Below are 19,775 nucleotides of genomic sequence, written 5' to 3' on the forward strand. Positions count from 1 at the left end.
AGATGTACGATTTCGAACTGGTGAAACCGTCGACCCTGCAGGAGGCCGTCGCGGCCCTCAAGGACGACGAGGCACAGGCGCTCGGCGGGGGACAGACGCTCCTGCCGACGATGAAGGCCCGGCTTGCCATGGCCGGCAAGATGGTCGCGCTCTCGGGCGTGGCCGAGATCAAGGGCATCTGCACCGACGACGCGGGCCGCATCTGCATCGGGGGCGCGACGACCCATGCGACGGTCGCGCGTGAGGCTACGGGCTTCCCGGCGCTCGCGTCCCTTGCAGCGCGCATCGGCGATCCTGCGGTCCGGAACCGGGGCACGATCGGCGGCTCGCTCGCTAACAACGACCCCTCTGCCTGCTACCCGGCCGGAGCCCTGGCCGCGAACGCCGTGATCGTGACGCCCGACCGGGAGATCGCGGCCGATGACTACTTCCAGGGCATGTTCGAGACCGCGCTCGACGAGGGCGAGATCATCACCGAGGTGAAATTCCCCGTTCCCGAGGCGGCGGCCTACGAGAAGTTCATCCAACCCGCCTCCCGCTTCCCGCTGGTCGCGGTCTTCGTGGCCAAGTTCTCGGACGGTGTGCGTGTGGCGGTGACCGGGGCCTCGTCGGACGGTGTCTTCCGCTGGGCCGAGGCCGAGGCGGCCCTGTCCTCCGACTTCTCGGCCGAGGCGGTCTCCGGGCTCTCCGCGCCGGACGCGGGCGGCATGATTTCCGACCTGCACGGCGACGGGGCCTATCGCGCCCATCTCGTCAAGGTGATGACGGCACGGGCGGTCAAAGCCGCGCATTGACGCCGCAGGAGGTGATGCGGAGCGGGCAGTGGTACGACTGCCTGACACCCGCCTATGAGAGCTTGCGGGCGGCTGCACGGGCCGCCTGCCACGCCCACGGCACGCTTCCGCCCGAGGCGCGGGGCTCCATGGCTCCCGAGCTGCGCAGCCTCTTCGCCGAGGTCGGTGCGGGGGTCTTTATCGAAGCGCCGTTCCATTGCTCCTACGGGGTCAACGTCTCGCTCGGTCCCGGCGTCTATCTCAACGCCGGCTGCACCCTGCTCGACAGCGCGATGATCACCATCGGCGGTGGGACGATGTGCGGCCCCGGCGTGCAGATCTACACGGCCGATCATCACCGCGACGCCGCCCGCCGGGCCCAGGGCATCGAGCGCGGCCTCCCGGTCGTCATCGGCAGGAACGTCTGGATCGGGGGTGGCGCGATCGTCTTGCCCGGCGTGACGATCGGCGAAGGGGCGATTATCGGAGCCGGGTCGGTGGTGACACGCGACGTGGAAAGCGGCGCTCGGGTCGCGGGCAATCCGGAGCGCGCGATCGGGGGATCTGCATCCCAATAGCGGGCCTAGCTGCGAAGACCTTCTGCAACTTCGCAGAGGATGGTCTGCGTGCGATCCGCGAGCGTTCTGATTTCCTCGGCGATGACCATGAAACCGCGCCCGTCGGCCCCGCTGTTTGAGGCTTCTATCGCGGCGTTGAGTGCGACCATCTGGATGGACCGGCCCACGGAGCGCGCACTTTGCACCGCGCGGATCGCCTCGCCCCGGTGCGCCGTGTCCACGCGGTCTTGTGCGTCGTTCATCGCCTGGATCATCAGCGTAAGGAAGGCCGTGACCGTTGGATCGACCCTGTCGAGGCAGAGGGTGCGATAGGCCTCCGGGTCCGGCAGGGCATCGCGGGTGGGCAGCGCATCGGCGGGCAGGGCCGCACGGATTGACGCGACGACCGAGCGGGCCTCGGCCCGGGCGCGTTCAAGCGACCGCGGCTCCTCGAAACCCACTGCCGCGAGCGCCGCGGCAAATCCGGTGTCGAGCATCGCAAAGGCGCGCTCGATCCGCGCGACCGCTTCCTTCAGCGTGGCGCGGCGGCCGGAGCAGGTCAGATCGTCCGCGCGCATCGCCTGGATCGTGAGCACGGCGATCCGCGACGGGCCGACCGCCTGGAAGGTGGTCGCGGCGATATCGCGGAAGCTTGGCGGGCGATCGGTCATGGGACCGTCCTGCCAGAAAGTCGTCAAGACGGGGTTAATCCGCCGTCACGCGACGGTCAGGACGGGCAGCCGTGCCTGATGGGTCACCGATTGGCTGACCGAGCCGAGGGCGAGCGCGCGCAGCGTCCCGAGGCCGCGACGTCCCATCACGATCAGATCGGCGTCACAGGCGTCGGCGATCGACAGGATGTTCGCGATCGCATCGCCGCGCAGGATGTGGCTGTCGGTCAGGTCCACTCCCTCCTTGCGGAGAGCGGCGCGGGCCTGCCCGGTCACCTTTGCCCCGGCCTCGGCGATCTGCGCGTCGGTCGGCGGTGCGTCGACGATGGCCCCGTAGGGGGCCAGTACGACCGGCGGCATATCGGGCTCCGGCGTACTGACCACATGCAGGTCGGCCCCGAGGGCGCGGGTGAGCTCGGCGGCGGCGGTCAGGGCGCGGTCCGCGTGTTCGGACCCGTCGTAGGCGAGGAGAATCGTCTTGAACATGGGGGGTGCCTCCAGTCATTTCTTTGGGCGGAAGATGCGCCGTGCGGACCGCCCGAGCCATGATCCATATCAATCGTCGCCCCGATCGCGGGCAAGAAAAAGGGCACCCGAAGGTGCCCCGTTCGATGCCTGTTCCGAGCGGCGACCTAACGCTGAGTCGGCCCGATCATCATCACCATCTGGCGGCCTTCCATCTTGGGGAAGTTCTCGACCTTGCCGATCTCCTTGGTGTCCTCGGCCACACGCTCCAGAAGCTCGCGCCCGAGGTTCTGGTGCGCCATCTCGCGACCGCGGAAGCGGAGCGTGACCTTCACCTTGTCGCCGTTCTCGAGGAAGCGGAACACGTTGCGCATCTTGACGTCGTAATCGTTCGTATCCGTGTTCGGACGGAACTTCACTTCCTTGATGTCGATCGTCTTCTGGCGCTTGCGGGCCTCGGCCTCTTTCTTCTGGGTTTCGTATTTGAACTTGCCGAAATCCATGATCTTGCAGACGGGCGGCGTGGCATTCGGGCTGATCTCGACGAGGTCGAGCCCGGCATCCTCGGCCATCTGGCGCGCGCGCGAGGGGCTGACGACGCCCACGTTCTCGCCTTCGGGGCCGATCAGGCGGATCTCGACGGCGCGGATGCGATCGTTGACGCGGGGGCCGGTGTCGCGCTGCGGGGGCGCGTTATGGGGTCTGCGGGCGATGGTGGTGGTCCTTTCGGGATATTGAATTAGGTCGTTAATCTAGCGCCGGATCGGAGCCGCTTCAAGGCGGGACGGGCGGCGATTCGTCGGTCCGGCAGCCGGTCCTGCATGGTGATTGTCCTCGATGCGGCAATGCGGCAAGAGCGGGTGCACACAACCACCTTGGGGAGAGTCTCATGTCACGTAATGTTATCGTCGGTCTGGCCGTTCTGGTCGTCGCGGCCCTTGCCTGGATTTTCCTGTCCGGCGCGCCGGAGGAAACCGCCGTCGATCAGACCGCGGAAGATGCCGCCACCGCCACCGAAGAGATCGCGGAAGACACCGCCGAAACCGCGAGCGAGGCGGCCGATGCGGCTGCAGCCGAAGCGGAAGCCGCCGGCGAGGCCGCCGCGGACGCCACCGAAGAGGCCGCCGCTGAGGCCGGAGAAGCTGCGGCGACACTGACCGAAGAGGCCGGGGATGCCGTCGAGGGCGCGGCCGCCGCGCTGACCGAGGCGACCGAGGGAGCCGCCGACGCGGTCACCGATGCCGCCGAGAGCCTGGCCGACACGGCAACCGGTGCCGCCGATGTCGCCGCCGACGCGACGGAGGAGGCCGTGACCGAGGCAGGCGAGGCAGCCGATGCGACCGCCGATGCCGTCGAAGGTGCCGCGGCCGACGCCGGGGATGCCGCCGAAACCGCGGCTGCCGAAGCGGATGCTGCAGCCGACGCGGCGGCGGATGCGGTCGTCGGCGAAACCGAGGGCTCCGGCGATGCGGAGGTCACGACCGAAGCCACGCCCGAGGCTGATGCCGACACGGCGGCAACGACAGAGACGACGGCCCCGGACGCCGAGGCGACGACCGAAACCACAGCTTCGACCGGCGATGTCGGAGAGGCTGCCGATGCTGCGACCGAGGGCACCGAAGCTCCGGCCGCTGCCGAAGCGGATCTCGACACGCTGCTGACGCCCGAAGGCTTCGATGCCGATGCGTTGATCGAATACGTCGACGGCTCGGACCTGAACGCGCTCGCCAAGACGTCGCTCACCACCGCGATCGAGTCCGCCCGGGACAACCCGGAGCTTATCGACGGCGTGATCGAGCAGGTGAAGACTCGCCTCGAGATCGAGTGATCGTCACCTCTATCGTCGAAGGGCCGCGCGAGGCATCGCGCGGCCCTTTTTCGTTGCCAGACCGAGGGGCACGCGCGCATCCTGCCGCGAGGAGGTCGCGATGATCGAGGAACCGAAGCCGCTGCGGATCGCGCGCGACCTGCGCCGGCCCACCCAGGAACAGATCGACGCGTTGCGCGGGTATCCCACGGGGTTCGTGCTCGATGCGATGCTTGGGGCGGGGGCGATGGCGGCGGCGATCTCTCCGTGTCCCGGGCTGGAGGCGGCGGTCTGCGGCCCGGCCCTGGTGGCGGGCAACCGGCCCGGCGACCTTCTGGCGACGCTTGCGGCGATCCATTTCGTGCGGCCGGGTGACGTCGTCGTGGCCTCCGCGGAGGGCTATCTCGGATGCGCCGCCGCCGGCGACCGTGCCCTGGGGATGCTGCGCAACGCGGGAGCCGCGGGGTTCGTGACGGATGGTGCCTTGCGCGATCACGCCGGGCTCCTCGCCGTCGGCCTGCCGGCATGGTGCGCGGGGCTGACCCCCGGCTCGCCGGTCGCGCGGGGGCCGGGGACACTGGGCCTGCCGGCCAATGTCGGCGGCCAAAGGGTGGAGAACGGCGACATGATCGTCGCCGATGCGGACGGCGTGGTCGTCGTCCCCTTCGGCATGATCGACACCGTGACCGTCGCCGTGGCGGATGTGGCTGCGGCGGAGACCGCGCTCGATGCAGAAGTGGCGGACGGACTTTGTGAGCTCGGTCTCATCGCCGAGATGCTGGAGCGTGGCGACGACGTGGAGTGGGTCTGAGGGCAGGCCGTGCGGCATCGCGCGTGACGCGCGTCGGTACCTTTGTCGAGCTTGCCGTGGGCGATAGCGGATTTCTTGTTGCTCGCCCGAAAGGAGAGAGGTGGCCCGTCCCGCCGTTCGGCGGGCGGTCGCGAATCCATCCACGGTCGCTCGTCGCCTACTCCCCGAGGCTTCCGGGATTGTCGGCCATGACGCTGCGCTTCACGAGATCCCCGGCATGCGGGCCATGACGCGGACCGGACGTTCATCCGTTCGGTGCCGCCGCGAGAGCCAGCGGGCCGGACCCGGTGGTGCCTTCGGTGGTTCACCCTCTGTCAGTCTGTCCCTGCCCAGGCGATCGACAGAGCACTCTGACCGAACTCGCACTGGACCCACATCCATACGATCACGCCTTACGTCAGAAACATCTGATGATATCGCACCAGCCGCGAGAAATGCGCGTCGAGGGATTTCTTCAGATGCGGGGCGTTCTTGACCGTCAGGATGTAGTCGACCAGCAGCTCATATTGGTTGATCTGTCGGGCGAGGCGACGGTCGGGTGTGAGCCGATCGAGTCGCTCCCGCTCGGGGATGACCTGGACGGTCTGGCCCGGTTCGGGTGGCGGATCGACGGGCAGGGCATCGGAGAGCGCGGCCCCGTTCATCAGGGGCAGGATCGCGTCGAAATGGGCGAAGACGCGGCGCTCCATCGCGGCGATCTCGGCACGGCCCTCGACTTCCCAGGCGCGCACGAAGGCAACCTCCCAGACGTCGATCTGGCGATTGGCGATCACGTCGGAGCGCGCCGAGGTCAGGTGCCGGCGGACGCGGCTGCGGATGCCGTCGACAGATTGACCGACGTAGATCGGCTGCCCGTCGAGGTCGCAGAGCGCGTAGACGCCGGTGGCATCGGTGAGGCCGGCGAGGGCCTGTTTGCGAAAGGCCTGTTCGGCGCTCATGTGGCGGGCAGGAGCGCGCGGGCGAGGACGGGCTGGAACAGCGTCTCGTCGAGGTAGCGGACGACCGGAACCGCGACGCCGTCGCCGGCTACCTTGTAGGCGGCGTTGTAGTTCGCGGGCATCCGGTAGCCGTCGGGCAGGCCCATGAGGCGCGCGGCCTCCCGCGTCGACAGGAGGCGGGCGCGGAGCTTGCGCCCCTCGACGAGCAGCAGTGTCTGGCGCGAGGAGCCGCCCGCGGGCGTGCGCAGGCAGCCGGCGATGCCGTCGAAGCGGACCTCCGCGCGCTGGCGCGTGCCGCCGGCCGGGTCGGGGCGGCCACGGCGGTAGAGCGTGCCGACCTGCAGGCCCCCGGCGGCGCGGGCGGAGCGGAGGCGCGCAAGGCTCGGCGGCGACATCATCGTGGTGAGCGCACGGCGCATCGAAGCGTCGAACCAGGGCGTATCGGGCGCGGCGTCGATCATCCGCGCGAGGCTCGGGGCGGGGGCCGTTGGAGGGGCATGTCGCCACCAGAGCCAACGTTTGCGCAGGACGGCGGGGGCCCGGACGACGAATTCGGCAAGCCGCCGGGTGTGGTACGGGCCCGAGGGTGCAGGCGTCGTAAGGCCAGCGACGTCGAGGTCGTCGCGCGCGCAGACCACGAAGAGGCGGGGCCGGCTCTGGGGCAGGAAGTCACGGGCGTCGATCTCGAGCGCGCCGACACGGTAGCCCAGATCCGAGAGGGCCGTGACGACGGCGGCGAAGTCGCGGTCGCCGTTTCGGGTGACGAGGCCCATGACGTTCTCGAAGGCGATGAGGGCCGGCGCGTGGCCCGCCTCGATCGCCGGGCGGATCGCGTCGATCCAGGTGAGGAAGACGCCGCTGCGCAGGCCGTTGAGGCCGCTGCCGTTGCCGGCGAGGCTGAAATCCTGGCAGGGAGAGGACGCCCAGTAGAGGTCGATCGGCTGCCGCAGGAGCATCGGGTCGAGCGTGGCCACATCGCCCTCGACGAGGCCGTCTGTGCCGAAGTTGTCGGCGTAGACTGCGCATTTCATCGGGTCGATGTCATTGGCGAAGGCGCAGTCCCAGGTGCCGGACAGGGCCGCGCGCACCATGCCGCCGCCCGCGAAGAACTCGGCATATCTGGGGGGCATTCGGGTGTCGCGGGGCATGATCTTGTGTAGGTCGGCGGACCGCGCCTGTCGAGGTGCGGCGGGCTATTCCGCCGCCGCCTGCGCGCCTTCGGCCTCGATCTCGGCGGCGCGCTTCTCGACCTGCTCGACGATGTGGTCGATCATCTGATCGTTGGACATCTTGTGGCTCTGCTTGCCCGCCAGATAGACCATGCCCGATCCGTTGCCGCCGCCGGTGAAGCCCACGTCGGTCATAAGCGCCTCGCCCGGGCCGTTGACGACACAGCCGATGATCGAGAGCGACATGGGCGTCTTGATGTGCTCCAGCCGCGTCTCCAGCTTCTCGACCGTCTTGATGACGTCGAAGCCCTGCCGCGCGCAGGAGGGGCAGGAGATGATGTTCACGCCGCGGTGGCGCAGGCCGAGCGATTTCAGGATCTCGTAGCCGACCTTCACCTCCTCGACCGGATCGGCCGAGAGGCTGACGCGGACGGTGTCGCCGATGCCCATCCACAGCAGGTTGCCGAGCCCGATGGCCGATTTGATCGTGCCGGAGGTCAGGCCACCGGCTTCGGTGATGCCGAGGTGAATAGGCGCGTCGGTGGCCTCGGCCAGGCCCTGGTAGGCGGCGGCGGCCATGAAGACGTCGGACGCCTTGCAGGAAATCTTGAACTCGTGGAAGTCGTTATCCTGCAGGATGCGGATATGGTCGAGGCCGCTTTCGATCATCGCGTCGGGCGTGGGTTCGCCGTATTTCTCGAGCAGATGCTTTTCCAGCGACCCCGCGTTCACCCCGATCCGGATAGAGCACTGATGATCGCGGGCGGCCTGGATGACCTCCTTCACGCGGTCGGGCGAGCCGATGTTGCCGGGGTTGATCCGCAGGCAGGCGGCCCCGGCCTCGGCGGCCTCGATCCCGCGGCGGTAGTGGAAATGGATGTCGGCGACGAGGGGCACCGGGCTTTCGCGCACGATTTCCCGGAGGGCCTTCGACGAGGCCTCGTCGGGGACGGAGACGCGGACGATATCGGCTCCGGCTTCGGCTGCGGCCTGCACCTGGGCGATCGTCGCGGGCACATCGGTCGTCAGCGTGTTCGTCATCGTCTGGACGGAGATCGGAGCATCACCGCCCACCGGGACGTCGCCGACCATGATCCGGCGGGATTTGCGGCGGTCGATCTGACGCCAGGGGCGGATGGAATGGAGGGTGTCGTGCATGGCCGGCCTCGCTCACAGGGCTTGCCTGACAGCTAGTCCCCGGAGGCGGGGGGTGCAACCGGGCGCGCGCCCCGCTGCCTATTCGTCGGTCGGCGTTTCGGCGGGAAGCGACAGTTCGGCCACGACGCGGGCGAGGTCCGAATCCCCGTCCAGATCGGCGACCTCGTAGCTCTCGACGACGGTGGCCGCGGTGATTTCGGCGTTGGCGACCTGAGGGCCCGGGGCCACGGGGCCGTAGGTCTGTCCGGCGACGGACATGTAGATCGCACCCGAATTGCCCGTCCGCAGGGTCGCGGGGGCTTCGGCGACGGGAACCTCATAGGTCTCGCCCGGCTCCAGCACCTTCTCGAAGAGCGTGTCGCCCTCGGCCGAGCGAACCCGGACCCAGGCGGAGCGCACGGCCACGAGGACGACGGCGTCCGGAGCCTCGGCCAGTACGCGCGGTGTGCTGGGGGCCGGGATTTCGCCCGGCGTGGCATTGCCGAGCGCCTCGGCGAGCGCGGTGTTGACGGAGGCGTTGATCGCTTCGGGATTGGCGTCGGGGCCCGAGAGACCCGCCGGTTCGGCGGAGGCGAGGGCCCCGAAGCTGCCGGGCGTGATCGTGGAGATCGGCGCGTCACGCGCCGTCAGGATGGGAGCGTCGAGGGCCTGGGGCCGGTAGAGCCGCGCCAGCGCGTCCTGGGAGGGGGCGGAGACGCCGGTGGTCTCTGGGGCCTCGAGCTGCGGGGTGTTGGGCTGGAGCGGATCGAGCTCGGCCACGAGCTCGGGCTCCTGCTCGACGGGGGCGACCTGCACGCGCTGGATCTCCTGAACGACGGTCCAGCCGCCGTAGCCCAGCCCCGCGACGAGCGCGACGAGGACCGCGATCGAGCCGAGAGCTCCGGGCTCGAAGCCCGCGAAGACGGGCGTGGCTTTGTTGGCGAAGGGATTGCCGGCCCCGAGGATCGGGTCGACGGGCTGAACCGGGGCCTTCGCCGCCTTCTGCGCGCCGCGCCCGATGGCGAGGCCGCGGGCCTTGGGCACCGGCTGATCGAACATCGCCTTCCGGCGCGAGGCCTCGGATTCCATCGGCTTGAGCGCGGAGAAGCCCCCGAACCCTGATTCCTCGCAGAAGCGGGCGAAGACGATCTCGGGGTCCATTTCGAGGTAGCGGGCGTAGCTGCGGACATAGCCGGCAACGAAGCTGAGCGAGTCGAACGCCGAGAGGTCGGCGTTTTCGATGGCGGCGATATAGCTGGCCTTGATCCGCAGTTCGCGCTGAACGTCCATGAGCGACTTGCCGAGTGTGGCCCGTTCGCCGCGCATCTCATCCCCGAGGCGCATCTCGTAGCTGTCGTAACCGCGGTCCGGGTTCTCGACCTTCGATAGGAATTTCGACTTCCGGCCAAACATGATGGGCCTGCCCCTAAATCTCTGGACGCGCCTCTTTATCGTGCGCGTTTCCGATTGTGATTGTGGAAAACGACTCCCCATCGCTCCCCTACTGCCTGCCTTAGCGTAGCAGCAAAACGCTCACAATGCGAGAGAATGGTTACCCTGCGGCCTGGGCGCGATTTAGCGCACAATGCGACCAAAGGTCGTCCATCGCATGCACGAGTGCATCTATCATGGGCGGTGTGTGAACCGGCGAGGGGGTGAAGCGCAGGCGCTCGGTGCCGCGCGGCACGGTCGGGAAGTTGATCGGCTGCACGTAGACGCCGTGGTCGGCGAGGAGGCGGTCGGAGATCATCTTGCACTTCACCGGATCGCCCACGTGAACGGGGACGATATGGCTGCCGTGGTCGATGATCGGCAGGCCGAGGCCGCGCAGGCGCAGCTTGAGCACGGTCGCGCGCTCCTGGTGCAGGTCGCGCAGGTTCTGGTCTGTTTTCAGGTGTTTGACGGAAGCGGCGGCCCCGGCGGCGATAGAGGGCGTGAGCGAGGTCGTGAAGATGAAACCCGGCGCGTAGGAGCGGACGGCGTCGCACATCCGCGCGGAGGCGGCGATATAGCCGCCCATGACGCCATAGGCCTTGGCGAGCGTGCCGTTGATGATGTCGATGCGGTGCATGAGGCGGTCGCGCTCTGCAACGCCGGCCCCGCGGGGTCCGTACATCCCGACGGCATGAACCTCGTCGATGTAGGTCAGCGCGCCGAATTCCTCGGCCAGATCGCAGATTTCGGCAATCGGGCCGAAATCCCCGTCCATGGAATAAATCGATTCAAATGCGATCAATTTCGGGGCAGCCGGATCGTCCGCGGCAAGGAGTTCGCGCAAATGCGCCACATCGTTGTGCCGGAAGATTCGTTTCGCGCCCCCGTTGCGACGCACGCCTTCGATCATCGAGGCATGGTTGAGCGCGTCTGAATAGATGATGAGCCCCGGGAAGAGCTTGGGCAGGGTCGAGAGCGTGGCGTCGTTCGCGATATAGGCCGAGGTGAAGACGAGCGCGGCTTCCTTGCCGTGCAGGTCGGCGAGTTCGGCCTCGAGCGCCTTGTGGTAGACCGTGGTGCCCGAGATGTTGCGTGTTCCGCCCGATCCCGCGCCGGTCGCGTCGAGCGCCTCGTGCATGGCCGCAAGGACGACAGGATGCTGGCCCATGCCCAGATAGTCGTTTCCACACCAGACGGTGATGTCCTGCTCGGAGCCGTCGGCGCGCGTCCAGACCGCGTGGGGGAACTGCCCGCGACGACGTTCGATGTCGATGAAGGTGCGGTAGCGGCCTTCGTCGTGGAGCGCCTGGAGTGCCGTGTCGAGGGCGGCCGCGTAGTTCGTCATGGTCTCTCTCTCGTCAGGGCTGCCGGAGGGCGGGTGGACCCGTTCGTCCCGGCGCTTCGGGGCAGATAGCCCCGGAGTTGGAATAAATCCAGAATACAGATTGTCGCAAACCCTCAACGGCTCACGGCGACCTCACAATCGCTTGCACCGCCCGCGGCGCAGGTGGCGATGGCGGCCTGGGGGCCGTCGCCCAGACCCCAGGCCCCGGTGCTGCGGCTGATGGCGAGGGCGGCGTTCTGGCCCGCGCGGCGGAAATCGCGACCCGCGACCGCCTTCGACGCATCCTGGTTCAGCGTGAAGGAGCGGCCGGCCTCGTATCCGCGCGGCAGGATTTCGGCCACGACGACGCAGCCCTGGCCACAGGCGGCGACGGCCGCGGCGCGGGCCGCGTCGATCGAGTGGAAGTTGAACGCCCCGCGCGTGCGCTCCGACTGCAGCCCCTCGGAGGGATGCGCCGCCATTGCTCCGTAGTACTTGAGCTGCGCCACGCCGGGCAGCGCGCGCAGCGTGCCGATATCGGCCTCGCTCAGGAAAGGGTGCGCGGTGATGGCGACCTGCACGCTGCGGGTGCCGAACAGCTGGGCCTTGGCCGCGTCCTGATCGAGGGCCTCTTGTGCGGAGGCGGGCAGCGCGAGGCTGAGGGCGAGGGCGGCAAGCGGCAGGCGCGGCATCGGGGTCTCCGTCTGGTTGTTTCCCTGACCTAGACCGTCCCGGCGCGCTTGCCCAGATCCGCGTGGGCTTTTGGCTGTGCGCGAGGCTGGACACCGACACGTTGCGCGCTCACGCTGAAAGCGTGACACCTGCCGATCCTCCCGGAGCCCCCAATGACCGACCCGATCCCCGCCATCCTCACCCGCATCGACGACGACCTGCCGCAGGCGCTGGAGCGCCTGATGGAGCTTCTGCGAATCCCGTCCATTTCGACCGACCCGGCGAATGCGGAAGACTGCGACACCGCCGCCGACTGGCTTGTGGCGGAGCTGTCGCATCTGGGGTTCGAGGCCTCCAAGCGCACGACGACGGGCCATCCGATGGTCGTGGCGCACGGCGGGCAGGGGGCGCGGCACGTACTGTTCTACGGCCACTACGACGTGCAGCCGGTCGATCCGCTTTCCCACTGGCACCGCGATCCCTTCGACCCGGCCATCGAGGAGACGCCACAGGGCCGGGTGATCCGGGCGCGCGGGGCCTCGGATGACAAGGGTCAGCTGATGACCTTTCTCGAGGCCTGCCGGCAATGGAAGGCCGAAACGGGCGAGCTACCGTGCCGCGTCACCGTGCTCTTCGAGGGGGAGGAGGAATCGGGGTCGCCGTCGCTTATCCCCTTCCTCGAGGCAAACGCCGAGGAGCTGCGCGCCGAGGTCGCCTTCATCTGCGACAGCGGGCTCTTCGACGACCGGCTGCCGGCGATCATCACCACCCTGCGCGGGCTTCTGGGGGAGGAGCTGACGATCACCGGACCCGACCGCGACCTGCATTCGGGGATCTATGGCGGTCCGGCGATCAACCCGGCCCGCGTGCTGACCCGCATTCTGGGCGAGATGCACGACGCGCAGGGCAGGGTGACCATTCCCGGCTTCTACGACGGCGTGGGCGAGCCGGGGGCCGAGACCAAGAGCGCCTGGGACCGGCTCGGCTTCTCGACCGAGGCGTTCCTGGGCGAGGTCGGCCTGTCGCATCCGGCGGGCGAGGCGGGGCGCTCGGGGCTGGAGATGCTCTGGTCGCGGCCGACGGCCGAGATCAACGGCATCACCTCGGGCTACACCGGCGACGGATTCAAGACGGTGCTGCCGGCAGAAGCCTCGGCCAAGGTGAGCTTCCGCCTCGTCGGGGGGCAGGACCCGGATCGTTTGCGCGGCGCCTTCCGCGACTGGGTGATCGCGCAACTGCCGCCCGATTGCCACGTCACCTTCACCGGCCACGGCGCGGCCCCGGCCGCCCGGATGCACACCGACAGCCCGATCTTCGCGGCCACCGAGGCGGCACTGGCCGAGGAATGGGGCGAGAGCGCGGGCCAGATCGGGGCCGGTGGCTCGATTCCGATTGCGGGGTATTTCCAGACGATCCTCGGGATGGAGTCGCTTCTGACGGGCTTCGCGCGGGACGACGATGCGATCCACTCGCCGAACGAGAAATACGACGTCGAGAGCTTCCACAAGGGCGTGCGCAGCTGGGCGCGTGTGCTCGGGCGAATTGCAGATGCCTGAAAACTGGCGGCCCCCGCCCGGATCGATCCGGGCGAGGGCCACCGTGCCGCAACGCACCTGAGGCGCGGGGTCATGCCCCGCGAAACGGAGAGTTGCGAGAGGGCGCGCCCCGGCGGGGGAGGCGGGGCGCGCCGAAGGGTTTACTCGTCCTCGGCGCTCGCCGCGGCGATGTCCGAGAAGATGGCAGCCGCGCGGGACGGCGTGCCGTCGTAGAGCGTCGCGCCGTTGAGGCCGCGGATACCGTCCTGGCTGTCGGCGTTGCGGTTGAAGACGCGGTAGGCCTCGAGGTTCTGGCCCGAGCGGGTCGAGACCGCGGCCCCGGCCCCCGTCTTCAGGACGCGCACGCCATCCTGGCTGTCGGCGGTCTGGTTGAAGTGCGCGATGGCGGCGGCGGAGCCGGCAGCGACGTCGGCCGTGGCGGGCGCGGCGAGGCTCAGCGCGACGAGGGTGGAGGCGGCGATGGCTTTGATCTTGAGGGTCATGTCTTCGGTCCTTTGTTCGGAGCCCGGTGGTTGCGGCGGGCCTTCAGGGGTGCGGTCGCTCTGTGCGATCCGGTGATGCCGCTGATATGCGGGTGCAGAACCTTACCCTCAATGAACGAAGTCGTGAGATTTGCGAGATTTCAGTTCATCTGCGCACATCAAAACGACAGGCGCGCACCGCCCTCACGTCTCGTGATCGCATGAACACCGGCGCGTGAAGAAAGGGCCCGATTTCAGCGCCCGGAGCGGGTGGGTTCAGCACCGGCCACCGCAAGCGCGAGGCAGCCGCCCGCGATGGCCCAGTTCTTGACGAAGATCGACATCTGCCATGGATCCGAGGGGATCAGGTGGAAGACACTCGTGACCGCGCAATAGGCGGCGAGGGCGAGTGCCACCGGGGCGACGCGCCAGTTCGCGAGCAGTGCGAGCGCTGTGGCGGCGTTGAAGGCAAGCGCCGGCCAGACGAGGACGCCGGGCAATCCCGCCCCCTCGAGAAGGGCCTGTGCCGCTTCGGGATTGACCGCCTTCTGAACCGCTCCGGCCGCAAAGAGCGCGGCGATCAGGATGCGCGCGCCCAGAAGGGCCGGGCCGCGCCATGTCACGATAGGGCGCGCCAGCCGATGTCGCGGCGACAGAAGCCGTCTTCCCAATCGATCGCGTCGACCATCGCGTAGGCACGGGTCTGCGCCTCGGCCAGCGCGTCGCCACGGGCGGTGACACCGAGGACGCGACCGCCGGCGGCGACCGTGCGGCCCTCGGCGCGCGCGGTCCCGGCGTGAAACACCATGTTGCGGCTGTCGCGGGGCAGGGCATCGAGGCCAGAGATCACGCTGCCCTTCTCATACGCCCCCGGATAACCGCGCGCGGCCATGACGACGCAGATCGCGTGATCCTCGGCCCAATGCACCTGCGCTGCGTCCAGCCGGCCCTCGGCGCAGGCGAGCATCAGGTCGAGCGCCTGCCCGCCGAGCCGCATCATCAGACACTGGCATTCGGGATCGCCGAAGCGGACGTTGTATTCCACGAGGCTCGGTGCGCCGTCCTCGATCATCAGCCCGACGAAGAGGACACCGCGCATGGGCGTGCCACGGCGCGCCATCTCGGCCATCGTCGGGCGCACGATCTCCTCCAGTGCGCGGGTCTCGACCGCCGCCGTCATCACCGGCGCGGGCGAATAGGCCCCCATGCCGCCGGTGTTCGGCCCGGTGTCGCCGTCGCCGACGCGCTTGTGGTCCTGCGCGGTCCCGATGGGCAGGACGGTCTCGCCGTCGACGAGGCAGAAGAAGCTCGCCTCCTCGCCGCGCAGGAAATCCTCGATGACGACCTCCGCCGTCCCGTGGACGCCCGAGAAGATGTCGGTCAGCGCGCCTTCGGCCTCCTCGGGCGTCGCGGCGACGGTCACGCCCTTGCCCGCCGCGAGACCGTCGGCCTTGATGACGATGGGCAGCGGGCGGTCGGCGAGGTAGGCGCGCGCCGCGTCCAGATCGTCGAACCGGCCGTAGGCGGCGGTCGGGGCCCCGACGGCATCGCAGATTTCCTTGGTGAAGGCCTTCGAGGCCTCGAGTTTCGCGGCCGCGGCCGAGGGCCCGAAGACGGCGATCCCGGCGGCCGTCAGCGCATCCGAAACACCCGCGGCGAGCGGGGCCTCGGGGCCGACGATCACGAAGTCGATGCTCTCCTCGTCGGCGAAGCCCGCGACGGCCGCCCCGTCGAGGATGTCGAGCGCGGCGCACTCCGCGATCTGCGCGATGCCCGCGTTGCCCGGGGCGACGACGAGGCGGTCGCACTTCGGGTTCTGCTGCACCGCCCAGGCGAGGGCGTGTTCGCGCCCGCCGGACCCGAGGATCAGGATGTTCATGTCGTGCCCCTGTTCTTGCCGCATCCGGGGTTTAGGGTCGCCGGGGGGCGAGAACAAGCGGCTGTCGGCCCGAGGTGGACCCCGGGGTGCCCGTGACGCGTTGAGGTGCGAGACCTGCAACGGGAGAAACCGATGAAGTATTACGTCAACACGGAAACCCGCGACGACGGGAGCCACGTGATGCACGCCGAGAGCTGCCAGTTCCTCCCGAACGACGACAAGCGCAAGGCGCTCGGCGAGGCGGCGCAGTGCGACACCGCGCTCGGCCGCGCGCAGGACGCCTTCGACAGCGTGATCGCCTGCAGCACCTGCTGCTCGGACTGCGGCGACGGCTGACTGGCGGGCCGTGGCGGCGGCGGCTAGAAGTGGGGCATGGACGATCTGATCGACGAGCCGAGCCCCCGCCGCAACGAGGCCGAATACACCGTCTCCGAGATTTCGGGCGCGGTGAAGCGCACGCTGGAGGACCGCTTCGGCCGGGTCCGTGTGAAGGGAGAGATCGGGCGTATCTTTCGCGCCCGCTCCGGGCATCTCTACTACGACATCAAGGACGATCGGAACGTTCTCGCCTGCACGACCTGGAAAGGGCAGATCGCCCAGCTCTCGGTCGAGCCGGAGGAGGGGATGGAAGTCGTCGTGACCGGCAAGCTCTCGGCCTTCGGCGCACAGTCGAAATACAACCTCAACGTCGACGCGATGGAGGTCGCCGGGGCCGGCGCGCTCATGGCGATGCTCGAGAAACGGCGCGCGGCGCTCGCCGCCGAGGGTCTCTTCGAGCCGTCGCGCAAGAAGGCGCTGCCGTTCCTCCCGCGGGTGATCGGCGTCGTGACCTCGCCGCAGGGGGCCGTCATCCGCGACATCCTGCATCGCCTGCGCGACCGCTTCCCGTCAAAGGTGCTGATCTGGCCCGTCGCGGTCCAGGGCAAGGCGAGCGCGCCTGAGGTCGCCAACGCGATCCGGGGGTTCAATGCGCTGACGCCGGGTGGCGCGCTGCCGCGGCCGGATCTCCTGATCGTGGCGCGGGGCGGCGGGTCGATCGAGGATCTCTGGGGCTTCAACGAGGAGATCGTCGTGCGCGCCGCCGCCGACAGCGCGATCCCCCTCATCTCGGCCGTGGGGCACGAAACGGATACGACGCTCATCGACCATGCCGCCGACCGCCGTGCGCCCACGCCCACCGCGGCGGCCGAGATGGCGGTGCCGGTACGGCTCGACCTGATGGCGCACGTGGATCAGCTGGGCCTGCGTCAGGCCCGTGCCGCGCGGGCGCTCGTGGCGGGCAAGGGGCAGCGGCTCGCCGATCTGTCACGCGGGCTGCCGCGGGCGGATGCGGTGCTGGCCGGTCCGCGGCAGCGGCTTGATCTCGCGGCGGAACGCCTGCCGATGGCGCTGCGCAATCGCACCGGGCAGGCCCGGGTGCGGCTCTCGCGGCTGGAGGGACGGGTGACGCCTGGGGCACTCGGGGGGCGTCTCACTGAAGGGCGGCGTCGGCTAGCGGAGGCCGTGGTCCGGCTCGGGCCTGCGGTCGGCCGGGCGCTCGCGATGCGGGAGAGAGAGACGCGACGGCTGGCCGACCGTCTCCGCCCGGAACCGCTGGTGCGGGCCGTCGAGCGTGGACGCCGGGCCGCGCAAGCCGGTTTTGCGCAACTCGCACGCGGGGCCGGAGCGCGGCAGGGCCAACTCCGCACGCGACTCGATGCGCTGGACCGTCTCCTGCAGAGCCTCAGTTTCGAGCGGACGCTCGATCGCGGCTACGTGCTGGTGCGGGGGCCGGACGACGCTGTGCTCGATCACGCGGGCGCGCAGGCCGCGGGGCGCGTGACGCTCGAGTTCGCGGGGCGCAAGCGGCTCGATGCGGTGACCGACGGTTCTGCCCCGCGCGGTGCCCGCAAGGGCCCGAAGGCGTCGCCGCCCGATCAGGGCAGCCTTTTCTGACCCCTCGAAATGCGAACGACCCCGCCGGGGCGGGGCCGTTCAAGTTTTGAGTGCGGCTTACTCGCCTTCGGCGCTCTCGGCGCGGATGCGGTCGAAGATGTCGCCGCCGACGCTGGGCGCGCCCGAATAGGCCGTCGCGCCGTTCAGCCCGCGGACGCCGTCCTGGCTGTCGGCCTGGCCGTTGAAGAGGCCGAAGGCCGCGCCCGAGCGGGTCGAGACGGTGACGCCGTTGCCGTCCGACTTGAGCACGCGGATGCCGTCCTGGGTGTCGAAGTCGGCGTTGAAGTGGGCGATCGCGGCGGCGGGGCCTTGGGCGACCTGGGCCGCGGCCGGCGCGGCGAGGGCGGCGGTGGCGACGAGGGCGGAAGCGATGAGGGTTTTCATGGTCTTGGTCCTTTTGATGCGGTGGACCCTGTGGTTGCGGCGGGTCCGGTTGGGGTGTGCGGGGCGGTGTGCCCTGCCGATGTGAGAGATTTACGGGCGGGGTTCATCACCTTCAATGAACGGACGCGTGAGAATCGCGCAAAATGCGTGCACTCATGCACAGAGCTTACCCCCGTCCGCACCGCCCTCACGGCCCGCGATCCCATTCTCCCGCCGGCGTGAAAACCGCGGACGATTTGAAACAAACCGGCCTTCTGCGCTTTCCAAATACTCGGATGAGAGGCGGGGGAAGGCGGGTGGTCAGGAATCGGGTTTCACCAGTCCCAGCCCGCGCAGATAGATCCCGATGCCCGCCTCGAGCAGGTCTTCGGGCGGGAAGGGCGCATTGCCGCCCGGGTTCCCGCGCGCGAAGAGCTCCACGACGCCGTGGGACATGGCCCAGATGTGCGACGAGAACATCGTCGCCGGAGGGCGGCGGTCTTCGGGGATATGGCGGGAGAGGGCCTCGGCCGCCATTTCGAGGATCCCGCGGGAACGGCCGACGGCGCGGCTGAGTTCGGGGGTCGCATGACGGCTCAGGCCCGACTCGAACATCGCCATGTAATGCCCGGGATACTTCCGCGCGAAGGCGAGGTAGGCGCGGCCCGTGGCCTCGAAGGCGGCAAGGGCCGAAGGCTGGCCGCCCTTGTAGGCGAATTCCATCAGGTCGGCGAAGATCTCGTGCCCCTGCAGCGCGCATTCGACGATCAGATCCTCGCGGCCCTCGAAATGCCGATAGACGGCCGCGGGCGTCACCCCGGCGAGTTTCGCGGCCTCCGAGAGAGTGAAGCCCGTCGGCCCCTTCTCGGTGATGAGCGAGAGGGCGGCATCCACGAGCGCCTGGCGCAGGTTGCCGTGGTGGTAGCCGCGTTTAGGCACCGGCAAGCCAAAGCTCGGGCCCGCCCGCGATCTTCGGGTCGATGTCGAGTGCGCTGTCGTCGCGCCCGGCATAGGGGATCCGGGTCAGCACGGAGCGGATCGCGCCCAGCCGCGCGCGGCGCTTGTCGTCGGAGCGCACCACCGTCCAGGGCGCGACCGCGGTGTGGCTCCGTTCGAAGGTCTCGCCGATGGCGGCGGTGTAGGCATCCCACTTGGCGAGGCCCTTCACGTCGATCGCCGAGAGCTTCCACTGCTTGAGCGGATCGCTTTCGCGGGCGAGGAAGCGGCGCAGTTGCTCGGCCCGGCCGACGTTGAGCCAGAGCTTCACGAGGATGACGCCATCGTCGACGAGCATATCCTCGAAGGCGGGCAGCTGGTGGAAGAAGTGTTCGCGCTGATCCTCGCTGCAGAAACCGAAGACATGTTCGACGACCGCGCGATTGTACCAGGATCGGTCGAAGAGCGCGAACTGCCCGGCCGTCGGCAACTGGGCGACGTAGCGCTGGAAGTACCACTGGCCGGCTTCCGTCTCGGTCGGCTTCGACAGGGCGACGACCCGCGCGATGCGGGCGCTCAGGTTCTCGCGGAAGCGCTTGATCGTCCCGCCCTTGCCGGCCGCATCGCGCCCCTCGAAGACCACGACCACCCGCGCGCCGTTGTCCCGCACCCACGACTGGCATTTGACGAGCTCGATCTGAAGGGCAGCCAGTTCCGCCTTATAGCGATCCTTCTCCATGCGGTCGTCGTAGGGATAGGCGTCCATGATGACGTCGTTCTTGTCGCCCCCCTCGATCGCCTCGCGGATCGCCGCGGGGGCCTCGTCCTCGAAATAACAGGTGATGGCGGCATCGAAGGGCTTGGGCATCGCTGTCTCCTTGTTGGGC

At 69.1% G+C, this 19,775-nt stretch carries 22 protein-coding genes; 7 read left to right on the plus strand and 15 right to left on the minus strand.

Going from position 1 to position 19,775, the window contains the following annotated elements; translation table 11 throughout:
* Window positions 1-2 precede the first annotated feature (2 nt).
* Together HSX43_RS07170 and HSX43_RS07175 are read left to right on the plus strand one after the other, a co-directional pair.
* Entirely contained in the window at window positions 3-794 is a 792-nt protein-coding gene (locus HSX43_RS07170; RefSeq protein WP_179379427.1) for an FAD binding domain-containing protein, read from the plus strand.
* Window positions 791-1,351: a sugar O-acetyltransferase gene (locus tag HSX43_RS07175; protein ID WP_235962553.1), complete on the plus strand. Its 561-nt coding sequence runs from the start codon at window positions 791-793 to the stop codon at window positions 1,349-1,351. Before HSX43_RS07170 ends, HSX43_RS07175 begins: the two co-directional genes overlap by 4 nt.
* Window positions 1,352-1,356: 5 nt before the next feature.
* On the opposite strand, the gene HSX43_RS19930 is transcribed toward HSX43_RS07175, so the two are convergent.
* From HSX43_RS19930 to infC, 3 genes are all read right to left on the minus strand, one after another.
* Window positions 1,357-2,001 (minus strand): methyl-accepting chemotaxis protein, encoded by a 645-nt coding sequence (locus HSX43_RS19930; RefSeq protein ID WP_179379428.1) that lies wholly within the window; start codon window positions 1,999-2,001, stop codon window positions 1,357-1,359.
* A gap of 45 nt (window positions 2,002-2,046) precedes the next feature.
* Window positions 2,047-2,487, minus strand: a complete 441-nt coding sequence (locus HSX43_RS07185; protein ID WP_179379429.1) for a universal stress protein — start codon at window positions 2,485-2,487, stop codon at window positions 2,047-2,049.
* A 146-nt stretch (window positions 2,488-2,633) separates the two neighbouring features.
* Complete coding sequence (infC, locus tag HSX43_RS07190; RefSeq protein WP_328795221.1) at window positions 2,634-3,218, minus strand: translation initiation factor IF-3; 585 nt, start codon at window positions 3,216-3,218, stop codon at window positions 2,634-2,636.
* 137 nt (window positions 3,219-3,355) lie between these two features.
* Between infC and HSX43_RS07195 the strand changes: the two genes are divergently transcribed.
* Together HSX43_RS07195 and HSX43_RS07200 are read left to right on the plus strand one after the other, a co-directional pair.
* Complete coding sequence (locus tag HSX43_RS07195; RefSeq protein WP_179379430.1) at window positions 3,356-4,294, plus strand: hypothetical protein; 939 nt, start codon at window positions 3,356-3,358, stop codon at window positions 4,292-4,294.
* A 100-nt stretch (window positions 4,295-4,394) separates the two neighbouring features.
* Window positions 4,395-5,084, plus strand: coding sequence for an RraA family protein (locus HSX43_RS07200; RefSeq protein ID WP_179379431.1), 690 nt, complete (start codon window positions 4,395-4,397; stop codon window positions 5,082-5,084).
* A gap of 392 nt (window positions 5,085-5,476) precedes the next feature.
* Here HSX43_RS07200 and HSX43_RS07205 read toward each other — a convergent pair whose 3' ends face one another.
* The 6 genes from HSX43_RS07205 to HSX43_RS07230 form a co-directional block, all read right to left on the minus strand.
* The gene (locus tag HSX43_RS07205) at window positions 5,477-6,022 is read right to left on the minus strand and encodes a GIY-YIG nuclease family protein (RefSeq protein ID WP_179379432.1); all 546 of its coding nucleotides are present in this window, start codon (window positions 6,020-6,022) and stop codon (window positions 5,477-5,479) included.
* The gene (locus HSX43_RS07210; RefSeq protein WP_235962554.1) at window positions 6,019-7,152 is read right to left on the minus strand and encodes a DNA cytosine methyltransferase; all 1,134 of its coding nucleotides are present in this window, start codon (window positions 7,150-7,152) and stop codon (window positions 6,019-6,021) included. The genes HSX43_RS07205 and HSX43_RS07210 overlap by 4 nt, the downstream gene beginning before the upstream one ends.
* Before the next feature lie 63 nt (window positions 7,153-7,215).
* Window positions 7,216-8,349, minus strand: coding sequence for a flavodoxin-dependent (E)-4-hydroxy-3-methylbut-2-enyl-diphosphate synthase (gene ispG / locus HSX43_RS07215; RefSeq protein WP_179379434.1), 1,134 nt, complete (start codon window positions 8,347-8,349; stop codon window positions 7,216-7,218).
* Window positions 8,350-8,427: 78 nt separating this feature from the next.
* On the minus strand, window positions 8,428-9,741 hold the full coding sequence (locus HSX43_RS07220; protein WP_179379435.1) for a helix-turn-helix domain-containing protein: 1,314 nt from the start codon (window positions 9,739-9,741) through the stop codon (window positions 8,428-8,430).
* A 139-nt stretch (window positions 9,742-9,880) separates the two neighbouring features.
* Window positions 9,881-11,107, minus strand: a complete 1,227-nt coding sequence (gene hemA, locus HSX43_RS07225) for a 5-aminolevulinate synthase (RefSeq protein WP_179379436.1) — start codon at window positions 11,105-11,107, stop codon at window positions 9,881-9,883.
* Window positions 11,108-11,220: 113 nt separating this feature from the next.
* Window positions 11,221-11,778 carry a 5-aminolevulic acid synthase gene (locus HSX43_RS07230; protein ID WP_179379437.1) on the minus strand — a complete coding sequence of 186 codons (558 nt, stop codon included), beginning with the start codon at window positions 11,776-11,778 and terminating at the stop codon, window positions 11,221-11,223.
* 153 nt (window positions 11,779-11,931) lie between these two features.
* On the opposite strand from HSX43_RS07230, the gene HSX43_RS07235 reads away from it, so the two are divergent.
* Complete coding sequence (locus HSX43_RS07235) at window positions 11,932-13,314, plus strand: M20/M25/M40 family metallo-hydrolase (protein WP_179379438.1); 1,383 nt, start codon at window positions 11,932-11,934, stop codon at window positions 13,312-13,314.
* A 140-nt stretch (window positions 13,315-13,454) separates the two neighbouring features.
* On the opposite strand, the gene HSX43_RS07240 is transcribed toward HSX43_RS07235, so the two are convergent.
* The 3 genes from HSX43_RS07240 to purD all read right to left on the minus strand — a co-directional run bounded on the left by HSX43_RS07240 (window position 13,455) and on the right by purD (window position 15,654).
* Entirely contained in the window at window positions 13,455-13,796 is a 342-nt protein-coding gene (locus tag HSX43_RS07240; protein ID WP_179379439.1) for a hypothetical protein, read from the minus strand.
* Between the two features lie 233 nt (window positions 13,797-14,029).
* Window positions 14,030-14,398, minus strand: a complete 369-nt coding sequence (locus HSX43_RS07245) for a DoxX family membrane protein (protein WP_179379440.1) — start codon at window positions 14,396-14,398, stop codon at window positions 14,030-14,032.
* Window positions 14,395-15,654 (minus strand): phosphoribosylamine--glycine ligase, encoded by a 1,260-nt coding sequence (gene purD / locus HSX43_RS07250; RefSeq protein ID WP_179379441.1) that lies wholly within the window; start codon window positions 15,652-15,654, stop codon window positions 14,395-14,397. The genes HSX43_RS07245 and purD overlap by 4 nt, the downstream gene beginning before the upstream one ends.
* 132 nt (window positions 15,655-15,786) lie before the next feature.
* Between purD and HSX43_RS07255 the strand changes: the two genes are divergently transcribed.
* Together HSX43_RS07255 and xseA are read left to right on the plus strand one after the other, a co-directional pair.
* Window positions 15,787-15,990, plus strand: coding sequence for a hypothetical protein (locus HSX43_RS07255; protein WP_179379442.1), 204 nt, complete (start codon window positions 15,787-15,789; stop codon window positions 15,988-15,990).
* 36 nt (window positions 15,991-16,026) lie between these two features.
* The gene (xseA, locus tag HSX43_RS07260; RefSeq protein ID WP_179379443.1) at window positions 16,027-17,589 is read left to right on the plus strand and encodes an exodeoxyribonuclease VII large subunit; all 1,563 of its coding nucleotides are present in this window, start codon (window positions 16,027-16,029) and stop codon (window positions 17,587-17,589) included.
* Window positions 17,590-17,646: 57 nt separating this feature from the next.
* On the opposite strand, the gene HSX43_RS07265 is transcribed toward xseA, so the two are convergent.
* The 3 genes from HSX43_RS07265 to ppk2 all read right to left on the minus strand — a co-directional run bounded on the left by HSX43_RS07265 (window position 17,647) and on the right by ppk2 (window position 19,756).
* The gene (locus HSX43_RS07265; protein ID WP_179379444.1) at window positions 17,647-17,973 is read right to left on the minus strand and encodes a hypothetical protein; all 327 of its coding nucleotides are present in this window, start codon (window positions 17,971-17,973) and stop codon (window positions 17,647-17,649) included.
* A gap of 300 nt (window positions 17,974-18,273) precedes the next feature.
* Window positions 18,274-18,891 carry a TetR/AcrR family transcriptional regulator gene (locus HSX43_RS07270; protein ID WP_179379723.1) on the minus strand — a complete coding sequence of 206 codons (618 nt, stop codon included), beginning with the start codon at window positions 18,889-18,891 and terminating at the stop codon, window positions 18,274-18,276.
* Window positions 18,884-19,756: a polyphosphate kinase 2 gene (gene ppk2 / locus HSX43_RS07275; protein ID WP_179379445.1), complete on the minus strand. Its 873-nt coding sequence runs from the start codon at window positions 19,754-19,756 to the stop codon at window positions 18,884-18,886. The genes HSX43_RS07270 and ppk2 overlap by 8 nt, the downstream gene beginning before the upstream one ends.
* Window positions 19,757-19,775 lie beyond the last annotated feature (19 nt).

The organism is Jannaschia marina (assembly GCF_013404595.1).
In the GTDB taxonomy this organism is placed as follows: domain Bacteria; phylum Pseudomonadota; class Alphaproteobacteria; order Rhodobacterales; family Rhodobacteraceae; genus Jannaschia; species Jannaschia marina.